Annotated in this window: 1 pseudogene; it reads right to left on the bottom strand. The window is 77.1% G+C overall.

Features of this window, described 5'->3' with window-relative positions:
• A pseudogene (locus G3I40_RS28145) lies at positions 1-314 on the bottom strand (acety-l/propionyl-CoA carboxylase subunit alpha); the annotation flags it as partial.

The following is a 314-nucleotide window of genomic DNA, read 5'->3' as shown; positions in this document are numbered from 1 at the left end:
CGGCCCCCGCCAGGGCGGCGGCGAGCGGCGCGTACGGGTCCTCGGCCGGGGCGGTCAGCTCGGCGAGGTGCCGCTCGTAGAACCCGGTGTCCATCCGGCCGTCGGTGAACTCGGGGTGGCGCAGCGACCGGACGAGCAGGTCCCGGTTGGTGACCGGGCCGTGCACCTCGGCGCGCTCCAAGGCGCCCGCGAGGGCGCGGACGGCGGCGGAGCGGGTGGGCGCGTGCGCGACGACCTTGGCGAGCATGGCGTCGTAGTGCACGCCGACGGTGTCGCCGTCGGTGTACCCGGTGTCGAGCCGGCAGTGCCCCTGC

The sequence above is a fragment of the Streptomyces sp. SID14478 genome, from assembly GCF_010548525.1.
In the GTDB taxonomy this organism is placed as follows: Bacteria; Actinomycetota; Actinomycetes; order Streptomycetales; family Streptomycetaceae; genus Streptomyces.
Note: the sequence above shows the minus strand (reverse complement) of the source record. Positions and strands in the feature narration are given on the sequence as shown.